The organism is Streptomyces sp. NPDC042201 (genome assembly GCF_055582185.1).
On sequence record NZ_JBVJDS010000009.1, the window covers coordinates 40,838 to 58,382 of the forward strand.

The following is a 17,545-nucleotide window of genomic DNA, read 5'->3' on the forward strand; positions in this document are numbered from 1 at the left end:
CAGCCGGGCGGTGGGGCGCCGGGCCTCCGTCACGTGCCGGCCAGCGGCATCGCGGCGGCGACCAGCCTGCCGTTGACGACGGCCTTCTCCAGGGCGTCGCGCAGCAGGTCCTCGCGGGGCTGCTGGCCGATGGAGCCGACCGGCGCGGCGAAGACCAGCACGGTGTGCGACCTGTTGGCCGCGGTCCGCCAGCCCTCGGTGACCTGGAGCGGCTGGTGGGCCTGCCACCAGGCGACCGGGCCGGTGGTGCCGGGCTGCAGCACGGCGTGCAGCTGGCCCATGGCGAGCAGCACCGACCAGCCGGACAGCAGGACGGGCAGCCGGTTCAGATCGGTGACCGGCTGGAAGCCCTGCTCGACGAGGAGCGGGAGGAATTCGTCGGTGCTGCCCCTCGACCCCGGCCTGGCGATGGCGACGGTCGGCTCGACGACCAGGGCGGGATGCAGATCGCCCCCGATCAGCACCAGCCCGCTGGTGACACCGAGGACGGCCTGGCCGGCGCCGGTGGAGTGGGCCCCCTGCCCCTGCGGCTCGTTGCCGGTGATGCTCCGGACCGCGCCCTGGAGCTGGTCCTCGGCGACCTGGACGACCTGGGAGGGAATGCAGGTGGCGTGGGCGAAGGCGAGAACGGCGGTCTCCTCACCGACGAACAGCACGGTGCTGGTCCGCTCCTGTTCGGAGTCGCCGGGGGTCCGGCAGGACGTGCAGTCGTAGCTGCCCGGGGAGTTCTCGCCGGCCAGCAGCCGGTCGGCTTCTTCGTCGCCGATCTCGGCGCGTACGTCCTCGCTGACGTCGAGCATGCGCGGCACGGGTGGCTCCTCGAACTCGGTGCGTGGGCCGGGCTGTTCCCGGCTCGTAAAGAGACAACGGGTGAGCCGTCGCCGGAGTCACGCGCCGGAGGGCATGGAATCGAACCATCCGGCGCACCGGGCGAGCCGTCGGCCGGAACGAGTCATTCCATCTCAACACCTCGTAAGTAGCAGGAAGTTGACCCGGTATGACGAGCCGCAGGTCAGTAGAGCGACAGGTCGACAAATCGGGAGATCGGCCAATCAAAGGGGTGGCTGAATCTCGTTGGTCCTTCCGGTGGTTTCGGCGCACCGGCAGGCGGCCGCGTCGGCGCGTGATCGTACGGATCCGCCGGAAGTCGGCACCATGTGGGTCATTTCCGCGTCTACCCAGTTGGTCCTCCGGGACCGCGGAGACCGCGCCGTGGGGAAGCGCCGCGAGCACCGCACCGACCGCACCGCAAGGACCGTCAGGACCAGGGGGCTCAGCAGGGCATGCACATCTCATTTCTGCTCCACAACGCGTACGGCATCGGCGGCACGATCCGGACCACGTTCACCCTCGCCGGGACGCTGGCCGAGCACCACGACGTGGAGATCGTCTCGGTCTTCCGCCATCGGGAGGAGCCGACCATGGGAGCCCCGGCCGGCGTGCGCCTGCGTCACCTGGTCGACTTACGGCGGGGGAGCCCCGGCTACGAGGGCGAGGAACCGGAGTACGGCCGGCCCGCCAGGGTCTTCCCGCGCGGCGACGGCCGGTACCGCCAGTACAGCCGTCTCACCGATGCCAGGATCGCCGCCCATCTGCGGTCCCTGGACGCCGATGTCGTCGTCGGCACCCGCCCGGGACTCAATGTCCATATCGTCCGGCAGGCCAGGCGCGGCCCGGTACGCGTCGGGCAGGAGCATCTGACCCTCGACAGCCACGGCGTCCGGCTCCGCCGCGAGATCGGCCACCGCTACCGGCTGCTCGACGCGGTCACCACGGTCACCGAGGCCGACGCGCGCGCCTACCGCAGCCGGCTGCGGCTGCCCGGCGTGCGGATCGACGCCGTCCCCAACGGCGTGCCGGTGCCCACCGTCGCCCCGGCCGACTCCACCGGCAAATGGGTCGTCGCCGCGGGCCGGCTCACCCGGGTCAAGCGGTACGACCTGCTGGTGCGGGCCTTCTCCCAGGTGGTGGCCGCCCGTCCCGACTGGCGGCTGCGGATCCACGGCAGCGGCGACGCGACCGGTGACGAGAAGGCGGCGCTCCGGGCGCTCGTCGAGGAGTGCGGTCTGTACAACCACGTCTTCCTGATGGGCCCCGCCGACCCCCTGGAGGCGGAGTGGGTCAAGGGATCACTCGCCGCCGTCACCTCCAGCCGCGAGGCTTTCGGCATGACCATCGTCGAGGCGATGCGCTGCGGCGTCCCGGTCGTCGCCACCGACTGCCCGCACGGACCGGGCGAGATCATCGAGCACGGTGTCGACGGACGGCTGGTGCCGACGGGGGACGTGGACGCGATCGGCGGGGCACTGCTCGGGCTGATCCAGGACGACGAATTACGCCGGCGCATGGGGCAGGCGGCGCTCGCCGCCTCGGCCCGCTTCGACCCGGCGCGGATCGCCTCGCGCCACGAGGCGCTCTTCACCGACCTGGCCCGGGGCCACCGGGGCACGCTGCGCGACGCGGTGAACCGGGGCGGCAGCGCGGCACTGAGCGGCGCCGCCACCGTGCGCGACAAGGCAGTCGACGTGATCAGAAAGGGCAGAAAGGCATGAACGGACCCATCGGGCGCCGGGCGTCGTCCGCCGTGTGTGTCGCCGACTGCATCGCCGACTCCGCGGGCGGGATCACCTTCGACATCACGGGGGACGCACGGCCCGACGCGGTGCTCGTACTGCGCCGCCGCAGTGGCCGGGCCTCCGCCGCGCTGGCCGGGGACGGTGCGGACGACGAGGTACGGCTGCCCCTGACGGGGGCGGGGAAGTCCCGGCTGCGCGCGGTGCTGCCCAGCACGGTCGAGCTGGCCGAGGGGCACTGGGACGTCCGTACGGGAGTCTCCGGCGATCAGCCCGTACGGCCCGGCGTCCGGGACGTACGGGCGCTGGTCGACCGGATCCCCGGGGCGGGCCGGGTCGCCGCCCGTGTCCCGTACCCGACCGGCGACGGCCGGCTCGCCGTCCGCTCCTGGGTCCGCGCGCCGCACGCCGAGGCCGGGACGGTCCGCTGCGAGCAGGACACGACCACGGTCGAGGGCGTGCTGTACGGCGCGGAGCTGGGGCAGGACGCGCAGGCGGAGGCGCGGCTGCGCGGCGGCGACCGGACCCACCGGGTCGCCGTGACCGGCCGGGGCGAGGTCTTCACCTTCACCCTCCCGTACGGTCCGCTCGCCGCGAAGCCCGTCGAGGAGCGGCAGTGGTGGGACCTGTGGCTGCTCCCCACGCGCGACGCCGCCGGGATACGGATCTCCCGCATCCTCGACGACGTCTGGGACAAGCGGGGCATCTACGTCTATCCGGGGCATGGAGCGGACGGCTGGCTGGCCGCCCCGTGCTACACGGGCGACAACGACTTCTGCGTACGGCTGGATCCCGCGCCCGCCACGGATCCCGCCCGGTGAGCAGGGGAGCGTCCTGGCGCGGCCTCGGGCTGACGGGGTGGGTACGAAGCGGGATACGAACGGATCGAACGTGTCGTCCATCGGCGGATTATGCGGGGAATTCGTGAATTCTCCTACGGGCCGTCAATTGCCGACGAAGTTCGGCGGGCCGCTGGAGAAGGGAATTCAGAAGAGAGAATTTGTGTGATCTTCGCTGTCGAGCAATTACACGAGAGTGGGGCAGGAACCGCCCATTGGAGTGATGCCGTTCGGCTCCGAAGCGTGTCGTGGTCCCGTGACAGAAGTGTGACCGGTGACGGAAGGGAAGCGTTCTCCCCGGTATCCGCCCGGCTTCCTTCACCGGCCCCGGGCGCCTACGGTGAGTGGTATGGCACCCATACCGACCCCTCCCGCAGAACCCGTCGACGACCTCGAGTCGTACGTCGGCCTCGATGCCGAGACCGCCGAGCAGCGCGCCCGTGAGCGTGGCTGGACCACGGTCAGAGGGCTGCCGCCGGGCTCGATCATCACCATGGAGTACGTGGTGGGGCGGCTGAACTTCGAGGTCGACCACGGCACGGTCATCCGCTGCTGGCACGGCTGAGCGCCCGGACGGACCTGCACGGGGCATGCGGAGGCGGACCCGCTGACCTTCTGACCCGCTGACCTACGGAAGCCCCGGCCGGAGCCGGGGCTTCCGTATGCGGGGAAGAGGCTGTGCGTACCGTCCCCGCCGTCTTCCGGTGCTGGTCAGCCGCCCGTCACCGGCCTCGATCGCGGCGGGCGACGGCTGCCGGCCGGAGTGATCGGAGTCCGCTCCGAGCGCACCGCGTGCGGCCGGGGCTGGGTGAGCTGTCCGGTGCTCCGGTTGGCAGTGGTGCGGCCGCTGTGACCGGCGGCGATCGGCTCGCGCCCCACGGCCTCGCCGTTCACCCCGGCCCCCTGGAGCACCGGTGCGGGGCGCCTGCCCCCGGCCGCGACCGGGGTGGAGGGGACGGCCCTGCGGCGCGCACGCCACCGCTCGCGCACCGCGAAGACCGCCAGCTCGGACCGGCCGATCAGCGGCTCGAACCAGGGCAGCGCCAGCAGGATCAGCAGACCGGCGGCCCAGCCGAGCAGCACATCGCTCAGCCAGTGCGTGCCGAGGTAGACGGTCGTCGCGCCGACGCCCAGGGCCACCACGGCCGACAGGACGGACAGATAGCGCCTGGCCCGCGGGGTGGTGGCCAGATAGGCCAGGATTCCCCAGGTCACAACGGCGTTGGCGGTGTGTCCCGAAGGAAATATATCGCCGCCCGCGAAGAGCTCGGCCGAGCCGATCTGTGTCGCGTAGTGGGGGCCGAGCCGCCCGAGGCCGATTTTGACCGCTCCGACGGTCACGTTGAGCAGCAGCAGGGCGGCGCCGAGGGCCAGCAGCGGCCGCAGCGTGTGCTGGCGCCAGGAGCGCCAGCCCAGCCAGGCAGCGATCATCACGGCGGTCGGCCCGCGCTGGCCGAGCACCACGAAGTAGTCGAGGAAGGCATGCAGGCCGGGCCACTGCTGATAGGGCCGGAAGAGCATGACCTTCCAGTCGAGGGTCACCAGCGAGGCCGAGACGAGCACGGCAACGACGATGGCGAGATAGAACGCCAACGTCCCGCCGAAGAGAGCCTTGCGGGTGCGGCTCATCCGCGGGATCTCTATCTTCGGCGGTTCCGGCTCCCGGTCCAGGCGGGCGAAGATGTCGGTACGCACCCAATCGACGTTACAGCGAGTGAGTGACCGAACAGGTCGTTCAGGTCTCTTTGTGATGACGATGTGATGTGGAGTACGTCTCAGGTCGCGGCTTATTCAAGGCGGTTCCCGAAAACCAAGTGACCTTGGGCCCTATTAATCGACACGCCGTTCCGGGAGCCGTCTTTGTGCGGAACGGAATTAGTTCACCGTGGCGTCGCGTGGAATTTCCCTCTTGCTCGCGCGCGGCGGGGGCCCCGGTGCCGGCCGGCCGGAGTGGCGTACGCCACACTGCCTGGTCGGAGCGGTGAGAGATGCACCACGCGCCACACGCGTTCACTCGCGTACGCTGGCGGCTTCACTCGCCCGTCGATGCCGGGCCGCCCCGAGGGCCTCATGGACCCGTCCGGCCCGCCGAGCGCGAGGGACGCATTGGGAGGTACTCAGATGTCCGGGACCACCACGGCCGGAACACGGCTGCGCGCGGCCGCCGGCGGCGGTGCCAACCGCTGGGTCGTCCTGGTCGTCCTCTGCATCAGTCTGCTGCTGGTCGCGCTCGACGCGACCGTGCTGCATGTCGCCGTCCCGGCCGTGACCGCCGACCTCGGCCCCAGCGGGGTCGAGCTGCTCTGGATCGTGGACGCGTATCCGCTGGTCTGCGCCTCCCTGCTGATCCTCTTCGGCACGCTCGGCGACCGCATCGGACGACGGCGGGTGCTGCTGCTCGGCTATGCCCTCTTCGGGGCCGCCTCGGCTGTCGCGGCCTTCGCCGGCACGCCCATGGTGCTGATCGGGGCGCGCGCCCTGCTCGGCGTCGGCGGCGCGATGATCATGCCGGCGACCCTCTCCATACTGCGCGCGGTCTTCCCCGACCGGCGCGAGCGCGCCATGGCCATCGGCATCTGGACCGCGGTCGCGGCCGTCGGCGCCGCCGTGGGGCCGGTCCTCGGCGGCTTTCTCGTCGAGCACTTCTGGTGGGGATCGGTCTTCCTGATCAATATCCCGCTGCTCGCGGTCATCCTGCCGCTCGGCCGCCTGGTGCTGCCCGAGTCGAAGGGCTGCGGCGACGGGCCCTGGGACGTGCTCGGCGCGCTGATGGCGGCGGCCGGGGTGCTCGGGGTGGTCTTCGGGGTGAAGCGGCTCGGCGCCGGAGAGGGACCGCTCGACCTCGCGACGCTGGGCCCGCTCTGTCTCGGCGCCGCCCTGCTGGTCCTCTTCGTCCGCAGACAGCGCCGCAGGACGCATCCGCTGATCGACATGCGGATGTTCGCCAGGCCCGCCTTCTCCACCTCCGTGGGCTGCATCGTCCTCGCCATGCTGGCCCTGGTCGGCCTGGAGCTGATCGCCGTCCAGTACCTCCAGCTCGTGCTGGGACTCAGCCCACTGGAGACCGGACTGCGGCTGCTGCCGCTCACCTTCGCCGCCATGGCCGCGGGCGCCACAGGATCGGTCACGCTGCGCCGGGTCGGCCCGCGCCGGATGGTGGCCTGGGGCTTCGTCCTCACCGCCGGCGCCGTACTGCTGCTGGTCCTGATGGGGCAGCACGACCGTCCCGCCCTGCTGACCTCGGCCTTCGTGCTGCTCGGCTTCGGGCTGCAGACCACGCTCTTCGGCGCGTACGAATCGATGCTCAGCGAGGCTCCTCCCGAACAGGCGGGCGGGGCGGCGGCCATAGGCGAGACGTCCTACCAGCTGGGCGCCGGCATGGGGATCGCCCTGCTCGGCAGCGTGATGAACGCGGCGTACGCGCCGGCCATGTCCTCGGTGAAGGGCGTCCCCGCGGCCGCGGGATCGGCGGCGGGCGAATCGCTCGGTGAGGCCTACCAGGTCGCCTCCCGTCTCGGCGGGACCGCGGGGGAGACCCTGCGGACCGCCGCCCGCGACTCCTTCGTGCACGGCCTGCATGTCACGCTCCTGGTCAGCGCGGTTCTGCTGCTGCTCGGCGCGCTGGCCGCGCTGCGGCTGCCGAAGCTCATGGACTGCCAGACGCTCGGCGAAGACGCGCCGCGAGAGGCGCGGGAGGCGCGGGACGTACCGCGAGAGGCGCGTGACGTGGCGCGGGAGGCGCGTGACGTACCGCCGCCGAAGCACCGGTCGGTGGAACGGGCGCCGGCCGTGCGGGGCGCGGCGAAGCCGCCCGAGCCGCCGGAGAAGCGGCCGCCCCGGCCGCGCAGAGCGCCGGAGCGGCGGGAGCCCGCCGAGGCGCCGGGTCCGCGGGAGACCGCCGATGCCGCCCTCGTGCGCAGCCGGGGGCCCGCCGAGCGGGCCGGGTCTGGACGCGGTCCACGCTGAGCCGTAACGTCAGCACCGAGCGTAACTAACAGTGCTAGTTTTAGACCGGCCCCGGCCGGTCGAGCCCGTGCGAGCCGCCGGAGGCCACCTCATGTCCGCACCGTCCGCCGTGAAGCCCCCGCCCTTCGACCCCGGTGACCCGCTCGGCCTGGACGATCTGCTCGATCCGGAGGACCTGGCGATCCGGGACACCGTGCGCGCCTGGGCCGCCGACCGGGTTCTGCCGCATATCGCCGAGTGGTACGAACGCGGCGAGCTGCCCAACATCCGTGAGCTGGCCCGGGAACTCGGCGGCCTTGGTGCGCTGGGCATGTCCCTGACGGGCTACGGCTGCGCGGGCGCCACCGCCGTTCAGTACGGACTCGCCTGTCTGGAGCTGGAGGCGGCCGACTCCGGTATCCGCTCCCTCGTCTCCGTACAGGGCTCGCTCGCCATGTACGCGATCCACCGCTACGGCTCCGAGGAGCAGAAGCAGCGCTGGCTGCCCGGCATGGCGGCCGGCGAGATCATCGGCTGCTTCGGCCTCACCGAGCCCGACCACGGCTCCGACCCGGCCGGCATGCGCACCCATGCCGCGCGGGACGGCAGCGACTGGGTGCTCACCGGCCGCAAGATGTGGATCACCAATGGTTCGGTGGCGGGCGTCGCCGTCGTCTGGGCGCAGACCGACGAGGGCATCCGCGGTTTTCTCGTCCCGGCGGGCACCCCCGGTTTCTCGGCCCCGGAAATCACCCATAAGTGGTCCCTGCGAGCGTCGGTCACCAGTGAACTGGTCCTCGACGGCGTACGGCTGCCCGCCGACGCCGTCCTCCCGGAGGTCACCGGACTGCGCGGACCGCTCAGCTGTCTGAGCCACGCCCGCTACGGAATCGTGTGGGGCTCCATGGGCGCGGCGCGCGCCAGCTTCGAGTCGGCGCTCCAGTACGCCAGGACGCGCGAGCAGTTCGGCCGGCCGATCGGCGGCTTCCAGCTCACGCAGGCCAAGCTCGCCGACATGGCCGTCGAACTGCACAAAGGCATCCTGCTCGCCCACCATCTCGGCAGGCGCATGGACGCGGGCCGGATCCGCGCCGAGCAGATCAGCTTCGGCAAGCTCAACAACGTGCGGGAGGCGATCGAGATCTGCCGCACCTCGCGGACCATCCTCGGCGCCAACGGGATCTCGCTGGAATATCCCGTGATGCGGCATGCGACGAACCTCGAGTCGGTGCTCACTTACGAGGGCACCGTCGAGATGCATCAGCTTGTGCTGGGCAAGGCGCTCACCGGCCTCGACGCCTTCCGGTGAACCGCTCCGTCCGGTGAACCGGTGAGCGCCCTGCTCAGCTCTGGTTGAAGAAGCCGTCCTGGGAGCGGCTCGCGGCGGCGCCCGTGACGATCTCGGTGTCGGCGGGGGTCAGCAGGAAGACCCGGGTGGCCACGCGCTCGATCGAGCCACGCAGCCCGAAGGCCAGTCCGGCGGCGAAGTCCACCACGCGCTTGGCGTCGGCGGGCTCCATGGCGGTGAGGTTCATGATGACCGGCGTCCCGGCCCGGAAGAGCTCGCCGATGCCCCGGGCGTCCCGGAACCCGTCCGGGGAGACGGTGGCGATTCTGCGGTCCTGCTCATGGGCGACCTCGGAGGCGACCCGTACCCGGGGGTCGGTCTTCCAGGTGTCGCCGTTCTCCGCACCCTCGGCGTACTCGTCGTCGTAGTACCGCTCGTCGTTGTCCTCAACGAGGCCCAGCCAGGCACTCGCCTTGCGCACCGATCCCATGGACGCCTCCTTTCACCGCGGTCACTTCTCGTTCCCTATCCCTATCGTCGTCCATGATGCGGATTGCGCGCCAAGGGGATAGTCGGCGCGCAGGCGATTCGTGACGGTACTGGTGCAGAGGATGTGGCGGTTCGTCAAGGTTCTTCCTGCGTAGGGGCCTTGAATCGGATCAAAATATGAACTTCGGGCCAGAAGGGTGACGCGGGGGGCGTACGGGTGAACGGGGTCACTCGGTACGATGCGTCGCGCCCAGCTGAACGACTCTCGGGGGACCGTCATGTTCGGAATCGTCAGACCGTGCAGCCACCGCCTCACGGGCGGTCTCAAGGCCGAGTGGATGGCCCATCTCTGCGGGCTGTGCCTGGCCCTTCGCTCCGACCACGGGCAGTTCTCCCGGGTCGTCACCAACTACGACGGCCTGATCGTCTCGGTTCTGACGGAGGCTCAGACCGAAGGCGCCACCGGACAGCGGCGCACGGCCGGCCCCTGTCCGCTGCGCGGGATGCGCACCGCTCCGGTCGCCCGGGGCGAGGGGGCGCGTCTCGCGGCCGCCGTGTCGCTGGTGCTGGCCTCGGCGAAGGTGCGGGACCACGTCGCCGACCGCGACGGCCTGTTGGGCCGCCGGCCGCTGGCGGCCGCCGCGCGCCGGGTCGCCACCGGCTGGGACCGGGCAGGCGCCCGTACCGGCGCGGAGCTGGGCTTCGACACGGCCGTCCTGGTCGACGCGGTCGACCGGCAGCAGGAGATCGAGGCGCTCGCCGGTCCCGGCAGCTCGCTGCTCACCGTCACGGAACCGACCGAGACGGCCACCGCGGCCGCCTTCGCGCACACGGCCGTACTGGCGGGCCGGCCGGGCAACCGGGAGCCGCTGGCCGAGGCCGGGCGGCTCTTCGGACGGCTCGCGCATCTGCTGGATGCCGTGGAGGACCAGGGAACTGACGCGGCGTCGGGTGCGTGGAACCCGCTCACCGCGACCGGCACCTCACGGGCGGAGGCCCGGCGGCTCGCCGATGACGCGGTGCACGGAATCCGGCTCGCGCTGCGGGACGCGGAGTTCACCGACCACGCGCTGGCGCATGTGCTGCTGGCGCACGAACTGCGCACCTCGGTGGACCGCGTGTTCGGTACGTCGGCCTGCGCGCACCAGGCGCACGGCGGGCAGTACGGCGACCAGCACGGTGGGCAGTACGGCGGGCAGCATGGCGCGGGACCGCAGGGTCGCCAGGCCGCCGGACCCTACGGTCCCTACGGCTCGAACAATCCTTACGGCGGCGGGAACCCGGGCGGGCCGGGCGCACCGGGCGGTCCCGGTCTGCCGCCGCCCGGCTTCCAGCAGGAGCCGCCGAAGCCGGGCCGACGCGGCTTCTGGGCCGGCTGCGCGGTCTTCGTCGGACTCTGCTGCACCTGCAAGCTCTGTTGTGCGAAGGAGTACGAGGGCCCGTGGTCGCGCAAGAAGCGGGAGGGCTGCTGCCGGGAGTGCGACTGCGACCCCTGTCCCGACTGCTGTGACTGCAGCTGCTGACGCGGCCGCGGGCAGCCGCGACGGAGGTGTGTGCGAGGGGGAAAAGACGTGGTTCTCTGCGTGTGAAGGCACGCGGGGACGGCGCGCGAGCGCCGGACATACCGGAGGCCGTGCAGGGCGTCAGCTCAACAGGAAGAGGACCACACTCGACCGAAGTCGATGTGGGAGCGGGTGACCAGCCACTGCTGCGAATACATGGGCCAAGTGGAACAGGCATCCGTTTCCGCGTCAACCGGCCCCGGACGGCCGCTCACAGTGCGGACAAGCTTGACAACCGGCCGTGCACACGCCGTAGCCTCGCCCTGACAAGCGGTTCGTGCTGAGGGGCTCGATCCGCCTGCGCTGTCTGTGAAGGCACTTCCCGTGTTCGATCCCGGTATCCACGGAGCCTTCGCATGCCTGTGTCTTCGCATTCCGTCCGCAACCCGCCCGTGACCCCGTCTGTTGTCGTGGTCGGGGCAGGTCCGCGCGGCACGGGCTTCCTGGAGCGGCTCGCCGCCAACGCGCCCTCCCTGTACGGCGGTCTGCCGCTGGACATCCATCTCGTGGACCCGCATCCGCCCGGCGGCGGCCGGATCTGGCGCCGCGACCAGTCGCCGCTGCTCTGGATGAACTCCATGGCCGAGGACGTCACCATGTTCACCGACGACTCGGTGGCCCTGGCCGGGCCGGTACGGCAGGGGCCCGCGCTGCACGAATGGGCACGGGACATCAGGGAGGGCCGCTCGCGGATCTCCGCCGAGTCGGAGCGCGCCGAGTCGCAGCGCGCAGAGTCGCATCGGTCCGGGTACGCGCACGAGACCGCCGGGCCCGGACTCCGCGCCGAGATAGCCGCCCTGACCGGCCAGACCTTTCCCAGCCGGCGGGTGCAGAGCGCCTATCTGAGCTGGGTGTACGAACAGACCGTGGCCGCCCTGCCGCCCGGCGTCACCGTCCACCGGCACCCCACCCGCGCCCTGCGCGTCAGCGGTCCGCGCGGCGGTCGCCAGCGGGTATGGCTGGAGGACCGCACCGAACCGCTGCTCGCCGATCTCGTCGTGCTGACCCTCGGCCATCTCGACGGCGAACCGGACGTGGAGCAGCGGGAGTTGAGCGAGTTCGCCCGGCGGCACGGACTGGTCCACCTGCCGCCCGACTTCACCGCGGACAGCGATCTGTCCGCCCTGCCCGCCGGTGAACCGGTCATCGTCCGCGGCTTCGGACTCGCCTTCGTCGATCTGATGGTGCTCCTCACCGAAGGACGCGGCGGCCGCTACGCCACAGACGCCGCAGACGACGGCGGGGAGCTGGTCTACCACCCGTCGGGGCGCGAACCGGTCCTGCACGTCGGATCGCGGCGCGGTGTCCCGTACCACTCCAAGATCGGTTACGCCCTGGACGGCGAACGGCCCCCGCTGCCCCGCTTCCTCGGCCCCGCGCAGACCGACGAACTGCTGAGCAGACAGGCCCCGCTCGACTTCCGGCGCGATGTCGCTCCCCTCATCGACAAGGAGCTGGGCTACGCCCACTACCACCGGCTCTTCACCGCCCACCCCGAGCGCACCCGCGTCGGCTGGACCGACTTCGAGGAGAAGTACGCTGCCGCCGACCCCGGCAGCCCCGAGCTGGACACCCTTGTCGCCGCCGCCGTCCCCGACCTCGCCGACCGGCTCGACCTCGACGCGCTCGACCGCCCGCTGGACGGGCTGCGCTTCCCCTCGTACGACGCCCTCCAGGACGGGCTGCGCGACTACATCGACGCCGACCTCGCCCGCCGGCACGATCCGTCCCACAGCCCGGATCTCGCTGTCTTCCTCGGACTGCTCTCGGTCTACGGCCAGCTGATCCGCCTCGGCGACCTCGGGGACACGGGCGGACGGTGGCACGGCTTCTTCAGCTATCTCGCCTCGGGCCCGCCGGGCCCCCGGCTGCGCCAGCTGCTCGCCCTCTCCCGGGCCGGCGTCGTCCGCTTCCTCGGCGCGGGTGTGACGGTGGAGGCCGACGAGCGGCGCGGACTCTTCCGGGCCACAAGCGCCGTCGTACCGGGGGAGCACGTCGAGGCGCGCGCCCTGGTCGAGGCCCGGCTGCCCGACCCCGCACCGGAACGCACCCGCAGCCCGCTGCTGCGCGCGCTGTACGAGGAGGGGGCCGCCACCACCTCGGCGGGGCTGGTCCGGGTCGATCCGGGCGACGGACGGCTCCTGGAGAGCGACGGACGCCCCCATCCCCGGCGCTTCGCGCTCGGCCCGTACACCACCGCGCGGTCCAGCGGAGCCTTCACCCGGCCGCGCACAGGCGGCCCGGCCTTCCGGCAGAACGACGCCACCGCGCGGAGCGCGCTCACCCTCCTGCGTGAGCTCTCCTGTCGCACGAGCCTCAGCGCCTGAGGGCAGGTCACCCGACAGGCTCTGAGCTGCCGCAGCCTCCCCGACCGTCCCGAACCGAAGCTGGAAGGCCCCCATGTCCGCCACCCGCCCCCTGCATCTGGCCGCCGAGATCGGCGGTCCACCGCGGTACGACGCCGCGTGGTACGTCGAGCTCGCCCAGCTCGCCGAGCGCGGCGCCCTCGACTTCGTCACCCTCCAGGACTCCTTCGCGCGCCCGGGGCTCGACGCGCTCGCCGTACTCTCGCGGGTCGCTCCCGCCACCGAACGCGTCGGTCTGGTGCCCACGGTCACCACCACCCACACCGAGCCCTTCCATGTCTCCGCCGCCGTCGCCACCCTGGACTGGGTGAGCCGCGGCCGGGCCGGCTGGCTCGTCGACGTGTCGGCGACCCCGGCCGAGGCCCGGCTCTTCGGCCGCCGTCCGGCCGCGCCCGCCGCGGCCCTGTGGCAGGAGGCGCGCGAGGTGGCCGAGGTGAGCGCCCGGCTGTGGGACAGCTGGGAGGACGACGCCGAGATCCGTGAGGTCGCGACCGGACGCTTCGTCGACCGCGACAAGCTGCACTACGTCGACTTCGAGGGGGCCACGTTCACCGTCCGTGGCCCGTCCATCGTGCCCAGGCCGCCGCAGGGCCACCCGGTCACCGTGGTCGACGCGACCGACGGGCACAGCAGGGAGACCGCCGCGCGCCACGCGGACGTCGTGCTGGTCAGGGCCGGCCGGGCGGAGGAGGCGGGCGCGCTCCGCGAGAAGCTCCGGTCACGCGCCGCCGAGCACGGCCGCGACCCGGACACCCTGCGGGTGCTGGCCGCGCTCACCGTCGACCTCGGCGACGGCGAACGCCCGCTGGAACCCGGCCTGGACAGCGCCCCACGCACCACGGCCGGCGCCGGCGGAGCGCACTACCGCGGTGGTCCCGTCGACCTCGCCGAACTGATCGCCGGCTGGCACGGCGCCGGCGCCGTGGACGGCTTCCATCTCACGCCCGCCGAGCCCTGGCGCGATCTCGAACGGCTCGTCAACGGCACCGTGGCGCTGCTCCAGCACCGCAGCCGGTTCCGCACCTTCCATCCGGGCGGCACGCTCCGCGAGCATCTCGGCCTCGGCCGTCCGGCCAACCGGTACGCGCCCGCCGCGGGGACCTCATGACCACGGAACCGACCGGCGCCGGCACCACCGCCGGCCGTAAGCAGATCCATCTCGCCGCCCACTTCCCCGGGGTCAACAGCACCACCGTCTGGACCGACCCCCGCTCCGGGTCGCAGATCGACTTCTCCTCCTTCGAGCGGCTGGCCCGTACCGCCGAGCGCGGGAAGTTCGACTTCTTCTTCCTCGCCGAGGGGCTGCGGCTGCGGGAACACAACGGGCTGATCCACGACCTGGACGTGGTCGGCCGGCCCGAGTCCCTCACCGTGCTGAGCGCGCTGGCCGCCGTCACCGGCCGGCTGGGCCTCGCCGCCACCGTGAACGCCACCTTCAACGAGCCGTACGAACTGGCCCGCAGGCTCGCCACCCTCGACCATCTCAGCGCAGGACGGGCCGCCTGGAACGTCGTCACCTCCTCCGAAGCCTTCACCGGGGAGAACTTCCGGCGCGGCGGCTATCTCGACCGCGCCGACCGCTACACCCGGGCCGCCGAGTTCGTCGCGACCGCCCGGGAGCTGTGGGACTCCTGGACCCCCGCGGGCCCCGGCTCCCCGCACGGCGCTCCCCGGCCCTTCGCCCACTCCGGCCGGCACTTCGGGATCGAGGGGGAGTTCACCGTCCCCCGCTCCCCGCAGGGCCACCCTGTGGTCATCCAGGCGGGCGACTCCGAGGGGGGCCGGGAGTTCGCCGCCGCCACGGCCGATGTCGTCTTCACCCGCCACGGCACGCTGGAGGCGGGCCGCGCCTTCTACGCCGACACCAAGGCCCGGATGGCGAAGTACGGCAGGAACCCCTCCGACCTCAAGATCATGCCGGGGATCACCTGCGTGCTCGGCGACAGTGACGCCGAGGCGCAGGAGCGGGCCGCCGAGATCCGCAGGCAGCAGGTCTCCCCGCAGAACGCGATCCTCGCCCTGGAGCGGGTCTGGGGCCGCGACCTCTCGGCGTACGACCCGGAAGGACCACTGCCCGACATCGACCCGGACCCGGACTCCGGCCTGGTCCAGGGCCGGGTGAGGGTCAGTGATCCGCTCGCCGTCGCGGCCAGGTGGCGGGCGCTGTCCGAGGCCAAGGGTCTGTCCATCCGGGCAACCGTCATCGAGACCACCGCACGCCAGTCCTTCATCGGCACCCCCGAGACCGTCGCCGGGGCGCTGGACACCTTCGTCAGGACGGACGCGGCGGACGGCTTCATCCTCGTACCCCATCTCACCCCCGGCGGACTCGACGACTTCGTCGACCGGGTCGTACCGCTCCTCCAGGAGCGCGGGGCCTTCCGCACCGACTACGCGGGTGCCACCCTGCGGTCGCATCTCGGGCTTCCCTGCCCCGTATGGAAAGGTTGATCAGCATGACCACCGAAGCGCCTGCCGCGCACGCCGCGCCCACGGACCCCGTCCAGGACTGGAGGGGCTGGCACGAACAGCGTGTCTTCACCGTCTCGGCGCCGTACGGACCGCTCTCGCTCACCGGCACCCACTGGCTCGCCGACCATCCCGAGGGGCGCCTTCCCGCGCTCCCCGGGGTGTGGCGCGAGGACGGCGACGAGGTGGTGCTGACCGCGGCGGCCGGGGACGGCCTGACCGCCGACGGCGCGTCACTGGACGGCGAGATCCGGCTGAGCGCCGACCTCGGCCCGTTCGAGGAGTCCCGGATCGCGGCCGGTGAGCGCAGGCTGGTCGTGCTGCGCCGCGAAGGGCTCTGGGCCGTGCGCGACTTCGATCCCAGGTCCGACGCGCGGCGCGCGTTCCTGGGCATCGAGGCCACGCCGTACGACGCCGGCTGGGAGCTGCCCGGCCGCTTCCGCCCGTACGACGAGAGCCGCACCGTCCAGGTCGAGAACGCCGACGGACGCGAACGGGGCCTCGGACTCGGCGGCGAGATCGCCTTCACCGTCGGGGGTACGGAGCACACCCTCCAGGCCGCGGTGGAGACGGACGGCTCCCTCTGGGTGGTCTTCGCCGACACCACCAGCACAAAGGACAGCTACCGCTTCCGCTTCCTGCGCCCCGGTGTGCCGGCCGAGGACGGAACGGTGACCGTCGACTTCAACCGCGCGCTGCTGCCGCCCTGCGCTTTCGCGGACCACTTCATCTGCCCGTTCCCGCCGCCGGGCAACACCCTCCCGATCGCCGTCCCGGCGGGCGAACGCCACCTCGTCGCCGGCTGACACCACTGCCGTTTCTCCTGGTGAAAGCCGTCGCAGGAAGCCCTTCCGCACCGTGGACACCACCGTTCACGGGCGGCCAAAAGGCGCCCTTGCGCGGCGAGTTGCGTCACCCGATACTCCCGATCAGCGCTTGCCAGAGGCACGGTCCCGCCGGACTCCGGACGGACGCCCCCGGCTGCGCCTCACGGGCCCGGCACCCCTCCGCGGCCCCCGATTCCCCTCGGGAGGAACGACAAGTGAGGATCAAGCGCACCACCCCTCGCAGTGGCATAGCCAGACGCACGCGTCTGCTCGCCGTCACCACCGGACTCGTCGCCGCGGCGGCGTTCGCGGTACCCGCCGCGAACGCCGGCACGGCCGGCACGTTCAGCGCCAACCAGCTCACCGCGGCGAGCGACGCCGTACTGAACGCCGATGTGGCCGGCACCGCCTGGTACATCGACAAGGCGAGCAACGCCCTGGTCGTCACGGCCGACAGCACCGTGTCCCAGGCGGAGATCGCCGGGATCAAGCAGGCCGCCGGAGCCAACGCCGGGGCGCTGCGCGTCGAGCGCACCCCGGGCACGCTCTCGAAGCTCATCTCCGGCGGCGACGCCGTCTACGCCACCAGCTGGCGCTGCTCGGCCGGATTCAATGTCGTCAGCGGCAGCACCTACTACTTCCTGACCGCGGGCCACTGCACCGAGGGCAACCCGCCCTGGTACACCAACTCCACGCACACCACGAGCATCGGCCCCACGGCCGGAACCAGCTTCCCGGGCAACGACTACGGCATCGTGCGGTACTCCAACACCTCGCTCGCCCACCCGGGCACGGTCGGCAGCGTCGACATCACGGGCGCGGCCAACGCCACGGTCGGTATGGCCGTCACCCGCCGCGGCTCCACCACCGGCATCCACAGCGGCTCCGTGACCGGCCTCAACGCCACGGTCAACTACGGCGGCGGCGATGTCGTGTCCGGCCTGATCCGCACCAACGTCTGCGCCGAGCCCGGCGACAGCGGCGGCCCCCTCTACTCCCGCACCCTCGCCATCGGCCTGACCTCCGGCGGCAGCGGCAACTGCTCCTCCGGCGGCACGACCTACTTCCAGCCGGTCACCGAGGCCCTGAGCGCCTACGGCGTCACCATCCTCTGACCCACGCGGACCCACCCGCATACTGATAGATCGCGGTCAACAGCAGGTGAGCCCCCGGCCGAACTCCGAGCG

Annotated in this window: 14 protein-coding genes; 11 read left to right on the forward strand and 3 right to left on the reverse strand. The window is 72.1% G+C overall.

The window, feature by feature from the left end; genetic code table 11:
- Positions 1-29: 29 nt before the first annotated feature.
- Positions 30-809, reverse strand: coding sequence for a hypothetical protein (locus ACZ6MZ_RS22200; protein ID WP_389789443.1), 780 nt, complete (start codon positions 807-809; stop codon positions 30-32).
- 474 nt (positions 810-1,283) lie between these two features.
- On the opposite strand from ACZ6MZ_RS22200, the gene ACZ6MZ_RS22205 reads away from it, so the two are divergent.
- The 3 genes from ACZ6MZ_RS22205 to ACZ6MZ_RS22215 all read left to right on the forward strand — a co-directional run bounded on the left by ACZ6MZ_RS22205 (position 1,284) and on the right by ACZ6MZ_RS22215 (position 3,977).
- Complete coding sequence (locus ACZ6MZ_RS22205; RefSeq protein WP_469353797.1) at positions 1,284-2,552, forward strand: glycosyltransferase family 4 protein; 1,269 nt, start codon at positions 1,284-1,286, stop codon at positions 2,550-2,552.
- On the forward strand, positions 2,549-3,394 hold the full coding sequence (locus ACZ6MZ_RS22210) for a hypothetical protein (RefSeq protein WP_469353798.1): 846 nt from the start codon (positions 2,549-2,551) through the stop codon (positions 3,392-3,394). The genes ACZ6MZ_RS22205 and ACZ6MZ_RS22210 overlap by 4 nt, the downstream gene beginning before the upstream one ends.
- Positions 3,395-3,761: 367 nt before the next feature.
- A complete protein-coding gene (locus tag ACZ6MZ_RS22215; protein ID WP_389789446.1) occupies positions 3,762-3,977 on the forward strand; it encodes an I78 family peptidase inhibitor in 216 nt (71 codons plus the stop codon).
- A gap of 146 nt (positions 3,978-4,123) precedes the next feature.
- Here ACZ6MZ_RS22215 and ACZ6MZ_RS22220 read toward each other — a convergent pair whose 3' ends face one another.
- Entirely contained in the window at positions 4,124-5,107 is a 984-nt protein-coding gene (locus ACZ6MZ_RS22220) for a phosphatase PAP2 family protein (RefSeq protein ID WP_469353800.1), read from the reverse strand.
- 426 nt (positions 5,108-5,533) lie between these two features.
- Here ACZ6MZ_RS22220 and ACZ6MZ_RS22225 point away from each other — a divergent pair, with 426 nt between their 5' ends.
- On the forward strand, positions 5,534-7,378 hold the full coding sequence (locus ACZ6MZ_RS22225; protein WP_469353802.1) for an MFS transporter: 1,845 nt from the start codon (positions 5,534-5,536) through the stop codon (positions 7,376-7,378).
- A gap of 91 nt (positions 7,379-7,469) precedes the next feature.
- Positions 7,470-8,666, forward strand: coding sequence for an acyl-CoA dehydrogenase family protein (locus tag ACZ6MZ_RS22230; protein ID WP_384182763.1), 1,197 nt, complete (start codon positions 7,470-7,472; stop codon positions 8,664-8,666).
- Positions 8,667-8,700: 34 nt separating this feature from the next.
- On the opposite strand, the gene ACZ6MZ_RS22235 is transcribed toward ACZ6MZ_RS22230, so the two are convergent.
- Positions 8,701-9,135: a cell division protein SepF gene (locus ACZ6MZ_RS22235; protein WP_386879107.1), complete on the reverse strand. Its 435-nt coding sequence runs from the start codon at positions 9,133-9,135 to the stop codon at positions 8,701-8,703.
- A 277-nt stretch (positions 9,136-9,412) separates the two neighbouring features.
- On the opposite strand from ACZ6MZ_RS22235, the gene ACZ6MZ_RS22240 reads away from it, so the two are divergent.
- From ACZ6MZ_RS22240 to ACZ6MZ_RS22265, 6 genes are all read left to right on the forward strand, one after another.
- On the forward strand, positions 9,413-10,657 hold the full coding sequence (locus ACZ6MZ_RS22240) for a DUF5685 family protein (RefSeq protein ID WP_469353805.1): 1,245 nt from the start codon (positions 9,413-9,415) through the stop codon (positions 10,655-10,657).
- A 395-nt stretch (positions 10,658-11,052) separates the two neighbouring features.
- Positions 11,053-13,023: an FAD/NAD(P)-binding protein gene (locus ACZ6MZ_RS22245; protein WP_469353807.1), complete on the forward strand. Its 1,971-nt coding sequence runs from the start codon at positions 11,053-11,055 to the stop codon at positions 13,021-13,023.
- Between the two features lie 73 nt (positions 13,024-13,096).
- Complete coding sequence (locus ACZ6MZ_RS22250) at positions 13,097-14,170, forward strand: LLM class flavin-dependent oxidoreductase (protein ID WP_389789457.1); 1,074 nt, start codon at positions 13,097-13,099, stop codon at positions 14,168-14,170.
- On the forward strand, positions 14,167-15,513 hold the full coding sequence (locus tag ACZ6MZ_RS22255; protein ID WP_469353808.1) for an NtaA/DmoA family FMN-dependent monooxygenase: 1,347 nt from the start codon (positions 14,167-14,169) through the stop codon (positions 15,511-15,513). The genes ACZ6MZ_RS22250 and ACZ6MZ_RS22255 overlap by 4 nt, the downstream gene beginning before the upstream one ends.
- Positions 15,514-15,518: 5 nt before the next feature.
- Complete coding sequence (locus ACZ6MZ_RS22260; protein WP_389789461.1) at positions 15,519-16,337, forward strand: DUF1684 domain-containing protein; 819 nt, start codon at positions 15,519-15,521, stop codon at positions 16,335-16,337.
- 236 nt (positions 16,338-16,573) lie between these two features.
- Complete coding sequence (locus ACZ6MZ_RS22265; RefSeq protein WP_384182782.1) at positions 16,574-17,473, forward strand: S1 family peptidase; 900 nt, start codon at positions 16,574-16,576, stop codon at positions 17,471-17,473.
- The last annotated feature ends 72 nt before the right edge of the window (positions 17,474-17,545 follow it).